The organism is Pseudomonas sp. DCA-1, from assembly GCF_046523955.1.
In the GTDB taxonomy this organism is placed as follows: Bacteria; Pseudomonadota; Gammaproteobacteria; order Pseudomonadales; family Pseudomonadaceae; genus Aquipseudomonas; species Aquipseudomonas putida_Y.
In genome coordinates this window covers 2,679,480-2,698,099 of record NZ_CP169881.1, presented here as the reverse complement: position 1 = coordinate 2,698,099, position 18,620 = coordinate 2,679,480, and the positions used below count along the sequence as shown (strand labels likewise).

General features: G+C 61.6%; 13 protein-coding genes. 9 read left to right on the top strand and 4 right to left on the bottom strand.

What is annotated here, in order from left to right; all coding sequences use genetic code 11:
- Position 1: 1 nt before the first annotated feature.
- The 4 genes from ACE4QZ_RS12620 (at position 2) to ACE4QZ_RS12605 (ending at position 7,568) form a co-directional block, all read left to right on the top strand.
- Positions 2 to 3,181: an efflux RND transporter permease subunit gene (locus ACE4QZ_RS12620; protein ID WP_021782978.1), complete on the top strand. Its 3,180-nt coding sequence runs from the start codon at positions 2 to 4 to the stop codon at positions 3,179 to 3,181.
- Positions 3,178 to 4,593 (top strand): efflux transporter outer membrane subunit, encoded by a 1,416-nt coding sequence (locus ACE4QZ_RS12615; RefSeq protein WP_084851049.1) that lies wholly within the window; start codon positions 3,178 to 3,180, stop codon positions 4,591 to 4,593. Before ACE4QZ_RS12620 ends, ACE4QZ_RS12615 begins: the two co-directional genes overlap by 4 nt.
- A gap of 224 nt (positions 4,594 to 4,817) precedes the next feature.
- Entirely contained in the window at positions 4,818 to 5,873 is a 1,056-nt protein-coding gene (locus ACE4QZ_RS12610; RefSeq protein WP_021782976.1) for a HEAT repeat domain-containing protein, read from the top strand.
- 78 nt (positions 5,874 to 5,951) lie between these two features.
- A complete protein-coding gene (locus tag ACE4QZ_RS12605; RefSeq protein WP_021782975.1) occupies positions 5,952 to 7,568 on the top strand; it encodes a response regulator in 1,617 nt (538 codons plus the stop codon).
- Positions 7,569 to 7,574: 6 nt separating this feature from the next.
- Here the strand turns inward: ACE4QZ_RS12605 and ACE4QZ_RS12600 are convergent, their stop codons facing one another.
- Positions 7,575 to 9,638 carry a PAS domain-containing sensor histidine kinase gene (locus ACE4QZ_RS12600; protein WP_031322214.1) on the bottom strand — a complete coding sequence of 688 codons (2,064 nt, stop codon included), beginning with the start codon at positions 9,636 to 9,638 and terminating at the stop codon, positions 7,575 to 7,577.
- A gap of 192 nt (positions 9,639 to 9,830) precedes the next feature.
- On the opposite strand from ACE4QZ_RS12600, the gene ACE4QZ_RS12595 reads away from it, so the two are divergent.
- Together ACE4QZ_RS12595 and ACE4QZ_RS12590 are read left to right on the top strand one after the other, a co-directional pair.
- Positions 9,831 to 10,517, top strand: a complete 687-nt coding sequence (locus ACE4QZ_RS12595; protein WP_021782973.1) for a type 1 glutamine amidotransferase domain-containing protein — start codon at positions 9,831 to 9,833, stop codon at positions 10,515 to 10,517.
- Positions 10,518 to 10,646: 129 nt separating this feature from the next.
- Positions 10,647 to 11,453 carry a CSS-motif domain-containing protein gene (locus tag ACE4QZ_RS12590; protein WP_021782972.1) on the top strand — a complete coding sequence of 269 codons (807 nt, stop codon included), beginning with the start codon at positions 10,647 to 10,649 and terminating at the stop codon, positions 11,451 to 11,453.
- Positions 11,454 to 11,475: 22 nt separating this feature from the next.
- On the opposite strand, the gene hppD is transcribed toward ACE4QZ_RS12590, so the two are convergent.
- A complete protein-coding gene (gene hppD / locus ACE4QZ_RS12585; RefSeq protein WP_028697182.1) occupies positions 11,476 to 12,552 on the bottom strand; it encodes a 4-hydroxyphenylpyruvate dioxygenase in 1,077 nt (358 codons plus the stop codon).
- Between the two features lie 298 nt (positions 12,553 to 12,850).
- Here hppD and ACE4QZ_RS12580 point away from each other — a divergent pair, with 298 nt between their 5' ends.
- Together ACE4QZ_RS12580 and rarD are read left to right on the top strand one after the other, a co-directional pair.
- The gene (locus ACE4QZ_RS12580) at positions 12,851 to 14,437 is read left to right on the top strand and encodes an EAL domain-containing protein (protein WP_021782970.1); all 1,587 of its coding nucleotides are present in this window, start codon (positions 12,851 to 12,853) and stop codon (positions 14,435 to 14,437) included.
- Between the two features lie 33 nt (positions 14,438 to 14,470).
- The gene (rarD, locus tag ACE4QZ_RS12575; protein WP_028697183.1) at positions 14,471 to 15,358 is read left to right on the top strand and encodes an EamA family transporter RarD; all 888 of its coding nucleotides are present in this window, start codon (positions 14,471 to 14,473) and stop codon (positions 15,356 to 15,358) included.
- Here the strand turns inward: rarD and ACE4QZ_RS12570 are convergent.
- The gene (locus ACE4QZ_RS12570; RefSeq protein WP_021782968.1) at positions 15,321 to 16,892 is read right to left on the bottom strand and encodes a TerC family protein; all 1,572 of its coding nucleotides are present in this window, start codon (positions 16,890 to 16,892) and stop codon (positions 15,321 to 15,323) included. The genes rarD and ACE4QZ_RS12570 overlap by 38 nt on opposite strands.
- 288 nt (positions 16,893 to 17,180) lie before the next feature.
- Between ACE4QZ_RS12570 and ACE4QZ_RS12565 the strand changes: the two genes are divergently transcribed.
- A complete protein-coding gene (locus ACE4QZ_RS12565) occupies positions 17,181 to 17,762 on the top strand; it encodes a LysE family translocator (protein WP_021782967.1) in 582 nt (193 codons plus the stop codon).
- Here ACE4QZ_RS12565 and ACE4QZ_RS12560 read toward each other — a convergent pair.
- Positions 17,727 to 18,575, bottom strand: coding sequence for a helix-turn-helix transcriptional regulator (locus tag ACE4QZ_RS12560; protein ID WP_021782966.1), 849 nt, complete (start codon positions 18,573 to 18,575; stop codon positions 17,727 to 17,729). The genes ACE4QZ_RS12565 and ACE4QZ_RS12560 overlap by 36 nt on opposite strands.
- Between the last annotated feature and the right edge of the window lie 45 nt (positions 18,576 to 18,620).

Below are 18,620 nucleotides of genomic sequence, written 5' to 3'. Positions count from 1 at the left end.
GATGAACTTCTCGAAATTCTTCATTACCCGGCCGATCTTCGCCGCGGTGCTGTCGCTGGTGCTGCTGATTGCGGGTTCTATCTCGCTGTTCCAGCTGCCGATCAGCGAATACCCCGAAGTGGTTCCGCCCACCGTGGTGGTGCGCGCCAACTTCCCAGGCGCCAACCCCAAGGTCATCGGCGAAACCGTTGCCGCGCCGCTGGAGCAGGCCATTACCGGAGTGGAGAACATGCTGTACATGTCCTCCCAGTCCACTGCCGATGGCAAGCTGACGCTGACCATCACCTTCGCCCTGGGTACCGACCTGGACAACGCCCAGGTGCAGGTGCAGAACCGCGTCACCCGTACCCAGCCAAAGCTGCCCGAGGAAGTGACCCGTATCGGTATCACCGTCGACAAGGCCTCGCCTGACCTGACCATGGTCGTGCACCTGACCTCGCCGGACAACCGCTACGACATGCTCTATCTGTCCAACTACGCCATCCTCAACATCAAGGACGAGCTGGCGCGCCTGGGCGGCGTAGGTGACGTGCAGCTGTTCGGCATGGGCGACTACTCGCTGCGCGTATGGCTGGACCCGAACAAGACCGCTTCGCGCAACCTGACAGCCAGTGATGTGGTAGCCGCCATCCGCGAGCAGAACCGCCAGGTGGCCGCCGGCCAGCTGGGCGCACCGCCTGCCCCAGGCTCGACCAGCTTCCAGCTGTCGATCAATACCCAGGGCCGCCTGGTCAACGAGGAAGAGTTCGAAAACATCATCATCCGCGCCGGTGCCGATGGAGAAATCACCCGCCTGAAGGACATCGCCCGGGTCGAACTCGGCTCCAGCCAGTACGCCCTGCGCTCGCTGCTGAACAACCAGCCGGCGGTGGCCATCCCGATCTTCCAGCGCCCAGGCTCCAATGCCATCGAGATCTCCGACGAAGTGCGGGCGAAAATGGCCGAGCTGAAAAAGGACTTCCCGGAAGGGATGGACTACAGCATCGTCTATGACCCGACCATCTTCGTGCGCGGCTCCATCGAAGCGGTGGTGCACACCCTGTTCGAAGCCCTGGTGCTGGTGGTGCTGGTGGTGATCCTGTTCCTGCAGACCTGGCGCGCCTCGATCATCCCGCTGCTGGCTGTGCCGGTCTCGCTGATCGGTACCTTCGCGGTCATGCACCTGTTCGGCTTTTCACTCAACGCGCTGTCGTTGTTCGGGCTGGTGCTCGCCATCGGTATCGTGGTGGACGATGCCATCGTCGTGGTGGAGAACGTCGAACGTAACATCGGGCTGGGCCTGAAGCCGCTGGAAGCCACGCAGAAAGCCATGAGCGAAGTGACCGGGCCGATCATCGCCACCGCCCTGGTACTGTGCGCTGTGTTCGTACCTGCTGCGTTCATTTCCGGCCTGACCGGGCAGTTCTACAAGCAGTTTGCCCTGACCATCGCCATTTCGACCGTCATTTCGGCGTTCAACTCGCTGACCCTGTCGCCAGCCTTGGCTGCGGTGCTGCTCAAGGAGCACCACGCACCCAAGGACCGCTTCTCGCGGTTCCTCGACAAACTGCTGGGCAGCTGGCTGTTCTCCCCGTTCAACCGTTTCTTCGACCGTGCGTCCAACCGCTACGTCGGTGGCGTGCGCCGGGTCATCCGCTCCAGTGGCATCGCCCTGTTCGTGTATGCCGGCCTGATGGGCCTGACCTACCTGGGCTTCTCGTCCACCCCGACCGGTTTCGTGCCGGCCCAGGACAAGCAGTACCTGGTGGCCTTCGCCCAACTGCCGGACGCGGCCAGCCTCGACCGTACCGAAGCGGTGATCAAGCGCATGAGCGAAATCGCCCTCAAGCAGCCTGGCGTGGCCGACTCGGTGGCCTTCCCGGGCCTGTCTATCAATGGTTTCACCAACAGCCCGAACAGCGGCATCGTGTTCACCCCGCTCAAGCCATTCGATGAGCGCAAGGACCCGAGCCAGTCAGCGGCAGCCATCGCAGCCGCACTGAATGCCCAGTTCGCCGACATCCAGGACGCCTACATCGCGATCTTCCCGCCACCGCCGGTACAAGGCCTGGGCACGATTGGCGGCTTCCGTCTGCAAATCGAAGACCGTGGCAACCTGGGTTACGAGGCGCTGTATAAAGAAACCCAGAACATCATCGCCAAGAGCCACAACGTCCCAGAGCTGGCCGGCCTGTTCACCAGCTACCAGGTCAACGTGCCACAAGTCGATGCCGCCATCGACCGGGAAAAGGCCAAGACCCACGGGGTGGCGATCACCGACATCTTCGACACCCTGCAGGTCTACCTGGGCTCGTTGTACACCAACGACTTCAACCGCTTCGGCCGTACCTATCAGGTCAACGTCCAGGCGGAGCAGCAGTTCCGCCTTGATGCCGAGCAGATCGGCCAACTGAAGGTGCGCAACAACCTTGGCGAGATGATCCCGTTGGCGACCTTCCTCAAGGTCAGCGATACCTCGGGGCCGGACCGGGTCATGCACTACAACGGCTTCATCACTGCCGAGATCAACGGTGCCGCCGCACCGGGCTACAGCTCTGGTCAGGCGGAAGCTGCAATCGAGAAGCTGCTGAAAGAGGAATTGCCCAACGGCATGACCTTCGAGTGGACCGACCTGACCTACCAGCAGATCCTCTCGGGCAATACCGCGCTGCTGGTGTTCCCGCTGTGCGTGCTACTGGCGTTCCTGGTGCTGGCCGCCCAGTACGAAAGCTGGAGCCTGCCGCTGGCGGTGATCCTGATCGTGCCAATGACCCTGCTGTCGGCCATCACCGGTGTGATCGTATCGGGTGGCGACAACAACATCTTCACCCAGATCGGCCTGATCGTACTGGTGGGCCTGGCGTGCAAGAACGCGATCCTGATCGTCGAATTCGCCAAGGATGAACAGGCCAAGGGCCTCGACCCGCTGGCTGCGGTGCTGGAAGCCTGCCGCCTGCGTCTGCGGCCGATCCTGATGACCTCGATCGCCTTCATCATGGGCGTGGTGCCCCTGGTGTTCAGCTCCGGTGCAGGTTCGGAAATGCGCCATGCCATGGGTGTGGCGGTGTTCTCGGGGATGATCGGCGTCACCGTGTTCGGCCTGTTCCTGACCCCGGTGTTCTTCTTCCTGATCCGCCGTTTCGTCGAGCGTCGCCAGGCCCGCAAGGCTGAACACGCTCAAGTGCTGGAGAACCACGCATGAACCTGCTCAAACCCCTGACCCCAAGCCTGCTGGCACTGGCCCTGGCGGCCTGTGCGGTAGGCCCGGACTACCAGGCGCCAGCTACCGAACCTGCACAACTGGGCAGCGATGTGCAGGCCAAGGCCTACGACCGAAGCCGCTTCGAGAGCCTGTGGTGGAAGCAGTTCGACGACCCGGTGCTGAACCAGCTGGTGCAGGCTTCGCTGGACGGCAACCGTGACTTGCGCGTTGCCTTCGCCCGCCTGAAATCGGCCCGCTCGATCCGCGAAGACGCCGAGAACGACCCGTTCCCGGTGATCACCAGCCGTGCCAGCAGCGATCTCGGCAAGGGCCAGATCCCCGGCCAGACCACGCAGCGGGTGAACAGTGAGCGCTACGACCTGGGCCTGGACATGGCCTGGGAACTTGACCTGTTCGGCCGCATCCAGCGCCAGATCGAAGCCAGCGAAGCCCAGGAAGCGGCGGCCGCCGCCGACCTGCAACAGCTGCAGGTCAGCCTGATCGCCGAACTGGTCGATGCCTACGGGCAACTGCGCGGTGCCCAGTTGCGCGAAAAGATTGCCCTGGCCAACCTGAAGACCCAGCAGGAATCACGCACCATTACCGAAACCCTGCGCGATGCCGGCGTGGGCAATGACCTCGACGTGGTGCGTGCCGATGCGCGCCTGGCCGGGGTCGAAGCCACCGTACCGCAACTGCAAGCCGAACAGGCTCGGGCTCGGCACCGCATCGCCACCCTGCTCGGCCAGCGCCCTGACGCGCTCAGCGTAGACCTGTCGCCCAAGGCACTGCCGGCCATCGCCAAGGCGTTGCCGGTGGGTGACCCGGGTGAGTTGCTGCGCCGTCGCCCGGACATCCGCAGCGCTGAACGCCAACTGGCGGCCGCCACCGCCAACGTTGGCGTGGCCACCGCCGACCTGTTCCCCCGTGTCAGCCTCAGTGGCTTCCTCGGCTTTACCGCCGCCCGCGGCTCGCAGATCGGCTCTTCGGCGGCCAACGCCTGGGCGCTGGGCCCGAGCATTACCTGGGCAGCCTTCGACCTGGGCAGCGTGCGGGCCCGCCTGCGCGGCGCCAAGGCCGATGCCGAAGGGGCACTGGCCAACTACGAACAGCTGGTGCTGCTGGCCTTGGAGGAGTCGGCCAATGCCTTCAGCGATTACGACAAGACCCAGCAGCGTCTGCTGTCGCTGATGCGCCAGAGCGATGCCAGCCGCAAGGCAGCAGAACTGGCCTCGATTCGATATCGCGAGGGCACCGTGGACTACCTGGTACTGCTTGATGCCGAGCGCGAGCGGCTAAGTGCTGAAGATGCGCAAGCCCAGGGTGAAGTCGAGCTGTACCGCGGCATCGTCTCGATCTACAAGGCCCTGGGCGGCGGCTGGCAACCAGAGACGGTGGCCAGCGCACACTGACACACCCCGTTTCAACGGCTCCTTTGGTTGGCTCCTCCCCCAACCGCTTGCCCCGCAGGCCATGGTCTGCGGGGCTTTTTTACGTTTGCCATTTATTTACAACAATACACAATGCATGGAATGCCAGCGCAGGCTTGGCTCATGGCAAGCGCCTTGGCCGGCTCGGTTGCATTTACCCCCCGGCTGGCCCAAGCTCAGCCCTTCCCGCCGCCACGGATCGTCCGATGCCCAGACGCAACCGCTACCTGATCGCCCTGCTGTTGTTGGTTCTGGTATCGGCCCTGTTCGGCTACCTGTGGCGCGACGCCCCGCCAACCCCGCCGAACTTGCCAGCACACAGCTACGCCAAGGCGCTACGCCTGGCCCACGACGGCCAGCCCGGTGCCGCACGGGTGCTGTACCAGCAATTGCAGCGTAACGACCTGCCTGCCATCCGCCGGGCGGCGCTCTACGCCGAATTGCCCAACTACCCCTCGCCACAGGCATTGAAACTGGCCAGACAGGACCTGGAACAGGCCGACCCGTTGGTGCGCCGAGCGGCCATTGCCAGTATCCGCCGCCTGTTACCGCCCGCACAGCGCAGCCTGGTACTCGGCCCGCTGCTGGACGACGGTGAGCAAAGCGTGCGCTTTGCCGCCGTGGATGCCCTGCTGGGCCTCGATCCCGACGCCATCGGCCTCTATTTCGGTCCGCTGCAATCAGCGCTGGAACAATACCAACAGGCCCTGGAGCAACAACCCGAAGATGCCGACGCCCAGGTGCACCTGGCGCGCCTTTACCTGCACGAAAACGACTACACGCACGCCGCGGCGGCCCTGCACCGTGCGCTCGCGGTCGCCCCCGGCAACCTTGAAGCCTTGGCGACTCAGGTACGTCTGCTCGAGCGCCAGGGCCATCACGATGCCTCCCGCCAGGTCCTGGGCAAAGCCCTTGCGCTGAGCCCCGACTCGGCCTTTCTGCAGTATGAGCTAGGGCTTTGGCTCAATCGTCACGAACAGCGTGAGTATGCCTTGCTGGCGTTGTCCCGCGCCGTGGAACTGGACCCGGACAACGCCGACTACCGCTACACACTGGCGGTCACCCTGCATCAGCTGGACCAGCTCGACGCCGCCCAGAAGCAACTGGAAACCATACTCAATCGCCAGCCAGCCAATCGCCGGGCACGGGTGCTGCTGATCCAGTACTGGAAAGAGTCCGGCCAACTGCAGAACGTGCAAGTATCGCTAGCCGAGCTGGAGCGCCAAAACCCGGACGACCCTGCACTGCAACAAGGCCTGTAGGCAGAACCTGGATTCAGTTGAACCCTGAGGTTGTAGCAAGGTCCAGTGGGTATCAGGCCACCCTAAAGGAGAGTCGTTTTGGCCAGTTCGTTGGCGCTGGATGAACGTGCCTTGATCCTCGCACCGCCAGAACTGGCGGCGGACACCTCGCGTCTGCTGACTTCTGCGGGCATCAACAGCCTCTGCGCGGTCGACCTGGCCAACCTGCAGGCGCGTCTGGCCGAAGGCGCAGGCTTGGCGATCATTGCCGAGCAGGTGTTCAACCAAGGCCCAAGCGCCTTGCTACAGGCATTCATCGACCAGCAACCGAGCTGGTCGGATTTGCCCATTGTGCTGGTGACCCAGGGTGCCTGGTCGGCAGCTGGCGTGAGTCATCATCCGGTGGGCAATCTTCTATGGCTGGTCGCGCCTTTCGAGAATGCCCAATTGTTGCACATGACCCGGTCCGCGCTACGCAACCGCCGGCGACAGTACGTCACCCGTGACCAGCTCTATGGCATGCAGCAGCGCCTGGACAGCCGGCCTTCAACGCCGGAAAAAGAGCAGGACCGCAGTGAATTCGCCCGCTGCCAGGCACGCAAGATGGAGGCCATCGGCCAACTGGCCGGCGGCGTCGCCCATGACTTCAACAACCTGCTCACCAGCATCAGCGGCAGTTTCGAACTTGTGCAGCGGCGACTGCGCCAAGGCCGCAGCGACGGCCTGGATGGCGTTCTGTGCATGGGCCGCGAGGCCGTTTCGCGCGCTGCCCGCCTGACCCACCGCCTGCTTGCCTTCTCTTCCCGCCAATCGCTGCACAGCCAACGTATAGACCTGCCTACCTTGCTCGATGTAAAGCGCCTGAAGGCTTGCCTGAGCCCGGCAATAACCCTGCAAGTGCACGCGGCCAAAAACCTGTGGCCCGTGGAGGCGGATGACCAGCAGTTGCAAGAAGCCCTCGACAACCTGCTGCTCAATGCCAGCGAGGCCATGCCCAACGGTGGCCCGCTACGCATCGAGGCAAGCAATCATCGCATCTCCACCGAGCAGTTCGGTGACGGCGCTTTGCGCACCGGCGACTATGTGCGCCTGCGAATCATCGACAGCGGCCAAGGCATGGCGCAAAGCACGCTGGAGCACGCCTTCGAGCCGTTCTTCAGCACCAAGGCGACCGGCCAGGGCATTGGCCTGGGGTTGTCGATGGTGTACGGCTTCACCAAGCAGTCCCACGGGCATATCACCCTCAGCAGCGAGATTGGCCAAGGATCCCAGGTGGAGCTGTATTTGCCACGCCATGTCGACCAGGCCCTGCCCTCCAGCGAGCCTGTGCCCCCCAGGCAAGACGGCTGCAGCCGACACGTGCTGATTGTCGAGGACGATCCCCATGTGCGCCAGTTGCTCTGCCAGGCGTTGCGCGAAAACGGCTTCCCCTGCCAAAGCGCAGCCGACGCCAACGAGGGCCTGAAGGTGCTGCGCTCGGCACAACCGGTGGATTTGCTGGTCACTGATGTGGGTTTGCCCGGCATGAACGGCCGGCAACTGGCAGAAATTGCCCGCAGCCTGCGCCCACAATTACCGGTGCTGTTCATCACCGGCTACGCGGAAACAGCCATGGCCCGTGAAGGCTTCCTGGGCGCGGGCATGCACCTGATCTGCAAGCCGTTCGAGTTGCAGCAGTTGCAGGCTCAAGTGACACAGATTCTAGGCAAACCTTGAAACGCTTTACGCGTCAAGCATGCGTAGCGCCTCATCGGCAAGGTGCGCCAGCGAAAACGGCTTGTTCAATAATGCCGTGCCAGGCTGATCGAGCAATTGCGCTTCGATAGACTGGTCCGCATAACCGGTGATAAACAGAATTCTCTGTTGTGCAAGCTGCATGCGCATGGCCTTGGCCACTTGCCGGCCACTGAAGCCACCTGGCAAACCGATATCGGTTATGACCAGATCGAAAGGGCCGCCATTGCGGAAGCGCTCCAGTGCGGTATTGGCATCGCCCACATCCGTGACGTCAAAACCACGCTCAGTCAGGTACTCGCGCATGACCGCGCGCAGATCAAATTCATCATCCACCAGCAGCAGGCGCTCGCCCCGTGCCATGCGCTGCGAAAAGGCTACTGGCAAAGGCTCATCGGGAACCGGCTCATGGCTCCTCGGGAAAAGCATGGAAACCTTGGTACCCTGTTCCGGCGTCGACTCGATCCAGGCATAGCCGCCTGACTGACGGACAAAGCCATACACCATCGACAGACCAAGCCCGGCCCCACGACCGAGCGGCTTGGTGGTGTAGAACGGTTCAAAAGCCCTGGCGATATCCACTGCTGACATGCCATGGCCATCGTCCTCGACATGCACGGCCACGTAGTCGCCTGGCGGCAAGCCACCTTCATCCGGAAAAAAGGCTGTCAGCCGTTCGTTGACGCTGCTGATGGTGACATTGCCCTGTTCCAGGCACGCTTCACGCGCATTGGCACATAAGTTGATCAAGGCATTCTCGAGTTGGCGCACATCCAGGCTCACAGCCCAAGGCGTAACATCCAGTTGCCAGTGCAAACGCATCTCTGCCCCCAAGGCTCGCAGCAACAGAGGTTCGCTCAGAGGTAATTGCCGATTGAAGTCCAGTGGCCGAGGGGCCAATGGCTGAGGACGGGAAAATGCGATCAACCGATGGGTCAGATCCATGGCCCGCTGCACCGCGTCGCGCGCAACGTCCACGTAGGCTCCAGCACGCTCCAGCCGCCCCTCCTGCAGGCGCCGTTGCAGCAGTTCGAGGCTGCCACCGATACCGGACAGCAAGTTGTTCATTTCATGGCCCATGCCACCTGCCAACTGGCCAACCACCTCCATGCGCTCGTTGTTGCGCATCAGCGCCTCTGCCTGGCGCGCCGCCTCTTCACGGTCTGCGGTGATGTCCCGGCCAACCGCAGTCAGCAGGCTGCCGTCAAACCGCGCGCTCCAGCGAAACCAGTGGTAGTGGCCATCGCGGTGTCGCAGGCGGATCTCCAACTGCTCCGCCTGTCTGCATTGCAGCAGCCCGGACATTGCCAATTGGACTTCGGCACGCTCTGTCGGGTGCACCAGTTCCATCACCAACATTTCCTGCACCTGCTCTTGTGTCCAGCCCAGAATGCGGTACCAGGCCGGGTTGGCGGCATGCAGTTTCAATTCAGGGGTGAGCATCATCATCGCTTCGCGCGACAGCAACCAGAACTGCTCTCGCTCGGCCACATGGCGCTCGACCTGGCGCTCAAAGTTCTGCACCTGATCACGCCAATGGCGGTGCGCCTCGACGCTGGCTGTGGTCTCGATCACCGTATGCAGAAACCCGGCCACGTTACCGAGTTCATCGTGCAGGGGTGCATAACCGAATGCACACCATAGCGGTTCGGTGCCCTCACTGCGGACGATGCGCAGGGGTGGGTCCTCGACAAAATTCGAGTGGCCTTCCAGTGCCTTGAACACCCAGGGCCCCACTGCTGGCCAGATATCATTCCACAGGGTATCGAACGCCATGCCCAGCGCATCCGGTAATGCCCGCAACGCCCGGTAGCCGTCGTTATGCACCACACACAGGTCTGGCCCCCAGACCACCGCACACGGGAAGGGCGACAAGTGCATCATGTCCACGGCAATGCGCAACGAGGCAGGCCAGCGCGACAATGGCCCAAGCGAGGTACGCCACCAGTCGAACTGGGCTATCCGCTCGCCCATCGGCTCGATCGATGGCAAAGCAGGCGAATGCAGGATGACCTGCGGTGCAGGCTCGCGTGGCGTACCGTTTGCGACCAATATCGTGACTCCAGCAATGCTCAGGGTTGACCACAGTGTCGCCAGGCCCAAGGCTCGCCCGTGGAATCTGTTCAAGTTAGCACAGCATATACTGCATGCCATGGCGTACTTGCAGGTGACAGCTATGCTATTTAGGTTTTCCCTCGGGCCAAGGAACACAGGCCCATTCAGGTTGCCGACGGGAGCAGGGTCATGAGCAAGAAAATTCTGGTGGTGTTGACCAATACAGCGAAGTATCCAACCCTCAAACGGGCGACCGGGTTGTGGCTGGGTGAAGCCGTTCACTTTGTCGAGAAAGTCGAAAAAGCCGGCTACACGGTCGATTATGTCAGCCCGCAGGGCGGCTACGTTCCCGTCGACCCGCACAGCCTACAGATGGCCCCTGACCTGGACTGGCAGTGGTACGACAACAAGCGCTTCATGACGCGCCTGGGCAGTACCCTGGCCCCAGGGCAGGTGAAGGCTGACGAATACAGCGTCATCTACTACACCGGTGGGCATGGGGTGATGTACGACTTCGCTGAAAACCAGCCGTTGCAGGAATTGGCACGTAAAATCTACGAAAAAGGTGGCATTGTCGCAGCAGTCTGTCACGGCGTTGTCGGCCTGCTGAACATCAAGCTGAGTAACAACTGCCTGCTCCTCAAAGACCGCAAGGTGACCGGCTTTTCCAACATAGAGGAAAAACTGGCCGAACTGGATGACAAAGTGCCGTTCCTGACGGAGACCGAACTTGGGGCTCGCGGCGGTGAGTACAGCAAACATGATGATCCGTGGAAGCCGTACGTGGTCGACGATGATCGGCTGATCACCGGGCAGAACCCCGCTTCCACTGCCTTGCTGGCCGAAGCAGTCCTTAAAAAGCTCAACGGCAGTTAGCTACATCAAAGCGCTCGATTTCCTACCGTTTCAACTGCAGCCGGACTACAGCAGCCCGGACAGCAAATACATAGGCTCAGGGCTCAACTGTTCACCACGAACAGTTTCAGAGCGGAGAACTATTAGCCTATGTCGAAAATCATGCACGCAGGGCGCAGCATGGTGGAGCTGCTGCTGCTCATTGCAGTAGCGCTGGTGCCTGTGGTTTCCGGTTTGCTGGTAATGGCTTTCCAGCTGGAAGCGAAACTTGCGGAAAACGCCAGCATTTCCGTTCAGGAGGCGGTTTTCAGCGTCGATAATGCACTGGACAGAATGCACGAGACAGCCCTACGCACCCTGCCCTTTGCAGGGGAATCTTGCGATAGCGTCAAAAGTGCCTTGCAGGACCAGGTTGCCATTCGCTCCATGGTCAGGTCATTGACCTTACTCAAAGACAATCAACCTTACTGCAGCACGGCTTCAGGTTCGCTGGAGCATTATTCATCGTTCGCGTTGTCCGGCCAGCGGGTCGCACTGTCCTACGGCCCTCCTGACACGCGCCAGAAGCTGCTGGTCGACTTTCATCAAAAAGGCAAGAACAATGGCGTGATCGTGACAGCCTATGCCATGCAGATTCGCAACGAACTGGATGGCTTTCAGGATGGGCTGACACTGCTGGTCGAGTTTGGCGACCGCTACATATGGAGCAATGGTGACAGCCGCAGCCTTGAACGCCCTTCACAGGCCGAGTTTTTTACCAGCGCAATGTCGGCCAGATATGGCTACACGGTCAAAGGTGGCTACCCGGAGGGCTTCACCGCTCAGGAAATCCGCCAGTCGGTGCTGCAGATCGCGCCCTCGCTGATGCTGGTGGGGATCGTGACCGGCTCGATCGTTTATCTGGCCCTGTTCAGGGCACGTGCAAACAGGCGGGGTACCGCCGCCGAACGAGCATGACGACGACGGTACTCCAAGGCGGTCAGTCTGTGCTCAGCACGCCACGGCGTACCTGGTCACGTTCGATGGATTCGAACAGCGCCTTGAAGTTGCCCTCACCAAAGCCATCGTCACCTTTGCGCTGGATGAACTCGAAAAAGACCGGGCCAAGCAGGGTTTCCGAGAAAATCTGCAGCAGCAGGCGCTTGTCTTCGGGTTGCGAGGCGCCATCGAGCAGGATGCCACGCGCTTGCAGCTGGTCGACCGGCTCACCATGGCCAGGCAAGCGCTCTTCGAGCATTTCGTAGTAGGTTTGCGGTGGCGGGGTCATGAAGCGCATGCCCAGCCCCTTCAGGGCATCCCAGGTCTTGAGCAGGTCATCGGTCAGGAAGGCCACGTGCTGAATACCTTCACCGTTGAACTGCATCAGGAACTCTTCGATCTGCCCCGCGCCCTTGGACGACTCTTCGTTGAGCGGGATGCGGATCATGCCATCAGGAGCAGTCATGGCCTTGGAAGTGAGGCCGGTGTATTCGCCCTTGATGTCGAAGTAGCGGATTTCACGGAAGTTGAACAGCTTCTCGTAGAACCCGGCCCAGTAGGCCATACGCCCGCGGTAAACATTATGGGTGAGGTGGTCGATGATTTTCAGGCCAGCCCCCACCGGGTTGCGATCCACGCCTTCGATAAAGTTGAAGTCGATATCGTAGATCGAGCTGCCTTCCTCGAAGCGGTCGATCAGGTAGAGCGGTGCCCCCCCGATACCCTTGATCGCCGGCAGGCGCAGTTCCATCGGGCCGGTTTCGATTTCTACCGGCTGGGCGCCCAGTTCCAGGGCGCGGGCATAAGCCTCATGGGCATTGCGCACGCGGAAGGCCATGCCACACACCGACGGGCCATGTTCAGCGGCGAAGTACGAGGCGATGCTTTTAGGTTCATTGTTCAGGATCAGGTTGATGTCACCCTGGCGATACAGGTGCACATCCTTGGAACGGTGGGTGGCCACTTTGGTGAAGCCCAGTATCTGGAATACAGGCTCAAGTACGCCCGGGGTCGGCGAAGCCAGTTCGATGAATTCGAAGCCCATCAGGCCCATTGGATTTTCGAAGATATCAGCCATGTTCATGTTCTCATCTGCAGCGAAAATTATTGATTGCGTGGGATGTGGAACAGGAACGGCGGTGAGCACGGAATGCCCCGCACACTACGGGCGAGGTAGTCACCTATGATCAGCTTGAACCCATGGTATGTCATATGGACCCATTCTCGGCGGGCTTGATCCTTCGGAAGTGAAGGACCTTATTGTTGTATTCGTAAATCGATTCTACATTGCGTAAAATGGTTTGTCGCGTTTTAGTTACTCGTACGCGCCGACAAACGGCTATCCTCTCGTTTTACTTCATGATAGTCAGGTCAGCATGCCCCTTACCGTCAAACGCCGCGCCGCCCTCAGCTGGCGCACGCTGTTGCCCTGGGTCGTCGGCGTGCTGCCGGTCATGTGCGGCCTGGCCGTGATGAACTGGCAGGTCGAGCGTGAAATGCAGGCCAGCAGCCAGGCCACCACCCGCCAGGCACTGGAGCACGTCGAACACATTCTCGACGACCTGTCCCGTGCCGCCAATTCGCTGCTTCCACTGACTGACAGCCCATGCGAGCAGGTCAAGCTTATGCTACGGGCCCAGGTTACCCGCAATGCCTTCGTGCGCTCGACCAACCTGTTCAGGCACAACAACCTTTATTGCACTTCGCTGTTCGGCGAGTTCGAAGAACCGGTCAATCCTGGCGATTACGTCGACGGCAAGTTATGGCTGATGGACGGCAACTCGGTTACGCCGGGCCACCCGCTGCTGGTCTACCGTGCCAGCGACGGCGACCACGGTGCAATCACCACGGTGGATGGCGACCACCTGCTGACTGCACTACGCCTGATCGGCCCCGATGAAGAACTGCAGATCCGCGTGGGCGACGCCTGGATGGGCAAGGACGGGGTGGTACACAAAGGCGTCTCCCCCGCAGCACCCAGTGCCAACGTGCTGATTGGCTCAACCCGCTACCCTTTCAGCGTGCAGGGCGGCTACGGTGCCGACAAGCAAGGCCAACTGTTACGCAGCCACTACCCTGGCCTGCTCAGTCTGCTGCTGGTGCTGGGTGCCCTGGCGGCGCTGGTATGCCGCTGGCAGATTCGCCGCGCCACCTCACCGCGTGCCGAACTGGAGCGTGCCCTGCAGGCCGATGAATTCCTGCCGTATTTTCAGCCGGTGGTGCGCAAGGGCGATTACCGCTGGGCTGGCGCGGAAGTGCTGATGCGCTGGCACCACCCGCGAGAGGGCCTGGTTCGCCCCGACCTGTTCATCCCCTATGCCGAACACAGCGGGCAGATTGTCGCCATGACCCGCGCGCTGCTGACACATACCGCGCAAAGCCTGGCGCCCTATGCCGGCCTGTTGGAAGACGGCTTCCATATTGGTGTCAACATCACCGCTGACCACTGCCGCGACCTCAGCCTGCTGGATGACTGCCGCACATTCCTGCAGCACTTTCCGCCCGGTCGGGTGGTGCTGACCCTGGAGCTGACAGAGCGCAAGCTGATCGAGCCCACGCCGGTCACCCTTGAACTGTTCGAAAAGCTGCATGCCATGGGCGTGATGATCGCCCTCGACGACTTCGGCACCGGCCAGTCGAGCCTCAACTACCTGCGGCAATTCAAGGTCGACTACCTGAAGATAGACCAGAGCTTTGTTGCCATGATCGGCGCCGATGCGCTGTCAGTACACATTCTCGAGACCATCATCGAGCTATCAGGAAAGCTGGACCTGGGTATCGTCGCCGAGGGTGTGGAAACCGCCATGCAGCGCGACTACCTGGCCGCGCACGGGGTGGACTTCCAGCAGGGTTACCTGTTCGCCAGGCCCATGCCGGCCGCCCAGTTCCTCGAAGCCCTGGCCACTCGCCCGGGCGCAACGCAGTTGCCGCAAGGCGCGCCCCCTGAGATCATGCGCGGCTGATCAACCCGCTCAATTCCCTTATTCGAGGCATTCGTGTCAAAAGGCATTGTTTCATCGGTCATGGCGTCCTGTTTGTTCGCTGTGATGTACTTCTATACCTCCCTGCTCAAGCCACTCGATGGCGAAGAAATCTTTGGCTGGCGTACCCTGCTGACACTGCCCTGCCTCACCTTGTTCATGCTTGTCTCGAAAGACTGGAAGCGGGTGGGCGAACTGATGGGGCGGGTGAAACGCACACCGGTGCTGTTGCTCGGCATGGTCGGCACGTCCTGGTTGATGGGGGTGCAGCTGTGGCTGTTTTTATGGGCGCCCCTGCATGGGCGCAGCCTGGAAGTGTCGATGGGTTACTTCCTGCTGCCACTGGCCATGGTCCTGACCGGGCGACTGGTATATGGCGAGCGCCTGTCACGCCTGCAGACGGTAGCCGTGGCCTGCGCCGCGCTGGGCGTGGGCCACGAGCTGTACCAAAATGGCAGTTTTGCCTGGGAAACCCTGCTGGTCACGATGGGCTACCCGATCTACTTCGTGCTGCGCCGACGCTGCCGCACCGACCATCTGGGTGGTCTGTGGTGCGACATGTGCCTGCTGCTGCCGTGGGCGCTGTACTTCGTGATCCAGAGCCCACTGTCCAGCGCGGATCTGCAAGCACACCCGGGGCTCTACGTGTTGATCCCGATCCTTGGCGCGATCAGCGCTTCGGCGCTGATCGCCTACGTGCTGGCCAGCCGCATGCTGCCATTCAGCCTGTTCGGCCTGCTCAGCTACGTCGAACCCGTGCTGCTGGTGGGCGTGGCGTTGCTGCTGGGCGAAACCATCGGCCCGGATCAGTGGCTGACCTACCTGCCAATCTGGGCCGCGGTACTGGTGCTGGTGCTTGAAGGCTTCAAGCACCTGCTACGTCAGCGTCGCCGTTCGGTGTAAGCCGAACCTGGCGCACTCGTCGCTCTTCAACCGCCTCTACGGTCAGCATCCAGCCATTCCAGGCCAGCCGGTCACCGACCATCGGTAGACGGTCGAGCAAGCTCATCACCAGGCCCGCAAGGGTCTGGTAATCCTCGGTAGCACGGGCACTGAAGCCAGTACGCGCCTGCACCTGGCTGAGGTTCAGCGCACCGCTGACCACAAAGCCTTCACCCTCCTGAACGATGCCCGGGCCTTCAACTTCGCTGGCATCCGGCAGCTCCCCGGCAATCGACTCAAGGATGTCGGTCATGGTCAACAGCCCGGTGAAGTCACCGAATTCGTTGACCACAAAGGCAATATGCGTCGACTGACCGCGCATTTGCTCCAAGGCATTGAGGATGCTGAAGCTCTCCAGCAGGTTCAACGGCGCCCGGGCCATGTTTTCCAGGTCGGGCTGGCTACCCGAAAGCAGCTCTTTGAGCAGTTCCTTCTTGTGCACAAAGCCCAAGGGCTCGTCCACACGGCCATCGCGGATCAGCGGCAGGCGCGAGTACGGCGAATTGGCCAGGGCCTGGGCAATGGCATCAGCCGGTTGCGCCAGGTCGATCACATCAACCTCGGCACGGGCAGTCATCACCGTACGAATCGGTCGCTCGGCCAGGTTCAGCACGCCGCTGATCATGACCCGCTCACGCCGGTCGAACAGCACCTGTTCCCCGCCGCCCTCGACCAGGTCGGCAATTTCCTCGCCTACCTCGTCAGCCTCGACCCGGCGGCCGCCCAGCAGGCGCAGCACGGCATGGGCAGTCCGTTCGCGCAACGGCCGATGCTGTTGCAAGCTGCGCTTGCGGCGGGCACGGGCCAGTTGGTTGAACATCTCGATCAGGATCGAGAAGCCGATGGCCGCGTACAAGTAGCCTTTCGGGATATGGAAACCCAGGCCTTCTGCGGTGAGGCTGAAACCGATCATCATCAGGAAGCCCAGGCACAGCATGATCACCGTGGGGTGGGCGTTGACGAAGCGGGTCAGCGGCTTGCTGGCAACGATCATGATACCGATCGAGAAGATCACCGCGATCATCATCACGGACAGCTCATCGACCATGCCCACCGCCGTGATCACGGCATCCAGCGAGAATACCGCGTCCAGTACCACGATCTGGGCAACGATCGGCCAGAATGCGGCATGGCGCAGTGTGCCACTTGCCTGGGTCACGTGACCTTCCAGGCGTTCATGCAGCTCCATGGTGGCCTTGAACAGCAGGAACACACCACCAAACAGCATGATCAGGTCACGGCCAGAGAAGCTCTTGCCGAACACTTCGAACAGCGGTGCGGTCAGGGTGACCATCCACGAAATGCTGGCCAACAGGCCCAGGCGCATGATGAGCGCCAGGCTCAGGCCAATGACCCGCGCGCGGTCGCGCTGGTGGGGCGGCAACTTGTCGGCGAGGATGGCGATGAACACCAGGTTGTCGATACCCAGCACCAGCTCGAGGACGATAAGCGTCAGCAGGCCTAGCCAGGCCGTGGGGTCGGCTAGCCATTCCATTAGCGGGTACTCACGAGGGAAACGTCACACGGACGGGGGAAGGATGGCCAGAAAAGCCGAAAACTGGGGGGCTCCGCGAAGGTGCTCATATAGACCTTGATAACAAATTGGGAGGACGATGCTACAAGCACAGCAGGTTTCTGTAGTAGCGCAAAACTATTACAAAACCTGTCCCCCTGCATCGCCATCAGCCCAGCAGGCGCGAGTTGTGCGCAGGTACTTTTGTTCAATACATCAGAACGCCAGCCACGCGAGGATAACGCCTCCCTAAACACCCGGATCTTCCTCATGAGCCTGTACTTGTCCATGGCCGCCTTCGCGCTTGCGGCTTCGATCTCCCCCGGCCCGGTCAACATCGTCGCACTTGGCAGTGGTGCCCGCCATGGCCTGCGCGCCAGCGTGGCACATGTAGCCGGCGCCACGCTGGGCTTCTGCCTGTTGCTGGTGCTGGTAGGGCTGGGCCTGCATCAACTGCTGTTGCGTTGGCCCCTGTTGGGCCTGATGTTGCACTGGGGCGGTGTGGCGTTTCTGCTGTACATGGCGTGGAAACTGGCCAGTGACGACGGCAACCTGAACAACGCACAGCCTACCCATGCCCCTTCAGCCTGGCACGGCGCAGCGATGCAGTGGCTTAACCCCAAAGCCTGGTTGGCAGCCGTTGCCGGGGTGGGAGCCTACACCGGCGGTGAACAGCACTTGCTGTGGCTGTTTACCTGGATCTACGGCCCAATCTGTTTCATCTCGGTGGCCTGCTGGGCCTGGGCCGGCAGCGTTATTCGCCAGTACCTGGACAACCCACGTCACCTGCGCATGCTCAATCGGAGCCTGGCCGTGTTACTGGTCGCCAGCGCGGTTTACCTGATCCTTTAAGGCTTGCCCGGCTCCTGCAGGAGCGCCCAGGCTAGCGACGGCGTTTCTGTAATGCCCCGGTGTCGCCGCCAGGTGCTGTTTGAATGCCCGCTGCAGGTGCGCCTGATCAGCAAACCCGGCGTCCTGCGCAACTTCAGCAATTGAGCGGCCCTGGCGCAACTGCGCCCGGGCCAGTTGCACGCGCTGGTCCAGCAGGTAGCCATGCGGCGTCAGGCCAAAGCGTTGGCGAAAGGCACGAATCAGGTAGGACCGAGACAGGCCACAAGCCCCGCAGATATCCTCGAGGCTGAGCGGGTCACTGCGATGGGCGCGTATGAACGCTGCCGCTGCATCCAGCCGTGGATTGCCCTCGCCACCCTCGCTGGCATTACCGCCAAGCATGCCCGGCAACTCGTGAAACAGGGCCGCCAGGCGGGCTTCGCGATCAGGCAGCCTGGCGTCGAACAGGTCGGCAAATGCCTGCAACAGCCGCCGATACAACACAGGCGAGCGACTCCAGGTCTGCGTGGGCAGGGTAAAACCCACTGCCTGCAACCAAGGCTGATCGACGAACAGCATCAGGTAAGACCAGGGTTCCCCGGCAATAGGGTTGCAGGTATGCACCACGCCTGGGTTCATCAACACCGTGGTACCCGCCCCAACCTCAATGCACTGGTCACTGTTGATGTAAGTGCTACGCCCCCCCGTGATGACACCGATGGAGAAGCTCTCGTGGGAGTGCGCGGCGTAGCACACCTTGCGCCCGTCCCCTACCCGTCGGGCTTCGACGAACGGCAAGGCAGGGTCGCGCCAAAACCGTGATACCTCGATCATCCTCTACTGCCCTGCCCGCCGCTGATCCATGCACGGATACTACAC

Excerpts from the sequence above, each read along its gene's own strand:
- ACE4QZ_RS12620 (WP_021782978.1), top strand. The coding sequence starts at position 2 with ATGAACTTCTCGAAATTCTTCATTACCCGGCCGATCTTCGCCGCGGTG.
- ACE4QZ_RS12615 (WP_084851049.1), top strand. The coding sequence starts at position 3,178 with ATGAACCTGCTCAAACCCCTGACCCCAAGCCTGCTGGCACTGGCCCTG.
- ACE4QZ_RS12610 (WP_021782976.1), top strand. The coding sequence starts at position 4,818 with ATGCCCAGACGCAACCGCTACCTGATCGCCCTGCTGTTGTTGGTTCTG.
- ACE4QZ_RS12595 (WP_021782973.1), top strand. The coding sequence starts at position 9,831 with ATGAGCAAGAAAATTCTGGTGGTGTTGACCAATACAGCGAAGTATCCA.
- ACE4QZ_RS12590 (WP_021782972.1), top strand. The coding sequence starts at position 10,647 with ATGTCGAAAATCATGCACGCAGGGCGCAGCATGGTGGAGCTGCTGCTG.
- hppD (WP_028697182.1), bottom strand. The coding sequence starts at position 12,552 with ATGGCTGATATCTTCGAAAATCCAATGGGCCTGATGGGCTTCGAATTC.
- ACE4QZ_RS12580 (WP_021782970.1), top strand. The coding sequence starts at position 12,851 with ATGCCCCTTACCGTCAAACGCCGCGCCGCCCTCAGCTGGCGCACGCTG.
- ACE4QZ_RS12570 (WP_021782968.1), bottom strand. The coding sequence starts at position 16,892 with ATGGAATGGCTAGCCGACCCCACGGCCTGGCTAGGCCTGCTGACGCTT.
- ACE4QZ_RS12565 (WP_021782967.1), top strand. The coding sequence starts at position 17,181 with ATGAGCCTGTACTTGTCCATGGCCGCCTTCGCGCTTGCGGCTTCGATC.
- ACE4QZ_RS12560 (WP_021782966.1), bottom strand. The coding sequence starts at position 18,575 with ATGATCGAGGTATCACGGTTTTGGCGCGACCCTGCCTTGCCGTTCGTC.